General features: G+C 68.1%; 1 protein-coding gene. It reads left to right on the forward strand.

Annotated elements, in window-relative coordinates; translation table 11 throughout:
• Window positions 1–110 precede the first annotated feature (110 nt).
• Window positions 111–1,433 carry an ISL3 family transposase gene (locus ACJH7A_RS30460; protein ID WP_267325223.1) on the forward strand — a complete coding sequence of 441 codons (1,323 nt, stop codon included), beginning with the start codon at window positions 111–113 and terminating at the stop codon, window positions 1,431–1,433.
• Window positions 1,434–1,507: the final 74 nt, after the last annotated feature.

The raw sequence follows: 1,507 nt of genomic DNA on the forward strand, positions 1-1,507 counted from the left end.
GGCTCTTCGCAGTTGAGGGTGTAGAGGTGGTCGGCGCGTCGTTGCCTAGGTAGGGGTCGAGGTCTTCCGATGATGAAGGTTCGTACACGCCTCATCCGAAAGACCTCGACGTGCCTGACGCTACCGGTCGGGCGGGCTTCGCCTGCGCTGACCTGACCACTTTCTGCCGCCTTGACGAGCTCGGGTTGGAGGTGACCGGCCAACAGCTCGCTGCCGGTCGGGCCGTGCTGGCGTGCCGGGTCGCCGATGACGATCGGTGGTGCCGCCGCTGCGGCGAAGAGGGCGTTGTGCGTGACAGCGTGACCCGCACGTTGGCCCATGAACCGTTCGGGTGGCGGCCCACGACCTTGCTGGTCACGATCCGCCGCTACCGCTGCGCCGGTTGTGCTCACGTGTGGCGCCAGGACACCAGTAGGGCGGCCGAGCCACGGGCCAGGTTGTCCCGGCGTGCTCTGCGCTGGGCGCTGGAAGCCCTTGTCTGTCAGCACTTGTCGGTTGCCCGGGTCGCCGAGGCGTTAGCGGTGTCGTGGAACACCGCCAACAACGCCGTGTTGGCCGAAGGTCAGCGGGTGCTGATCGCTGATCCGGCCCGCTTCGACGGCGTGGCGGTGATCGGCGTCGATGAACACGTGTGGCGGCACACCCGCCGCGGCGACAAGTACGTCACCGTCATCATCGATCTCACCCCCGTGCGTGACGGGACCGGCCCGGCCCGGCTGCTCGACATGGTCGAGGGCCGGTCCAAGAAGGCGTTCGCCGACTGGCTGGCCCAGCGCCCGCAGGACTGGCGTGATCGTGTGGACGTCGTTGCCATGGACGGCTTCTCCGGCTTCAAGACCGCCGCCACCGAAGAACTCCCCGCCGCGGCGACGGTGATGGACCCCTTCCACGTGGTCCGCCTTGCCGGCAACGCCCTCGACGAGTGCCGCCGCCGCGTCCAGTTGGCCACCTGCGGGCACCGTGGCCGCAGCACCGACCCGCTCTACCGATCCCGGCGCACCCTGCACACCGGAGCCGATCTGCTCACCGACCGGCAGAAAACCCGACTGACCGCACTGTTCACCATCGACGCCCACGCTGAGGTCGAGGCCACCTGGCACATCTATCAACGCACTGTGGCCGCCTACCGCGAACCGGACCGCCGCAAAGCCCGCACCATGATGGCGGCGCTGATCACCACGCTGAGCACCGGGGTTCCCAAGCCGCTGACCGAACTGATCACCCTCGGACGGACCCTGAAGAGACGCGCCGCCGACGTCTTGGCCTACTTCGACCGCCCCGGCACCAGCAACGGGCCAACCGAAGCAATCAACGGCCGCCTCGAACACCTGCGCGGATCCGCGCTGGGCTTCCGCAACCTGACCAACTACGTCGCCCGGTCCCTGCTCGAGACCGGAGGCTTCCGAACCCAGCTCCGTCAACCTCGGCGGTGAAGAATCGTCAACGCGTGCTCAACGCGGCCAGAGCGTCATTGGTCTCGGCCACCGAGAAACGGTCGGGGTGCCAG

It is taken from the genome of Mycobacterium sp. SMC-17, assembly GCF_045310915.1.
Taxonomy (GTDB): domain Bacteria; phylum Actinomycetota; class Actinomycetes; order Mycobacteriales; family Mycobacteriaceae; genus Mycobacterium.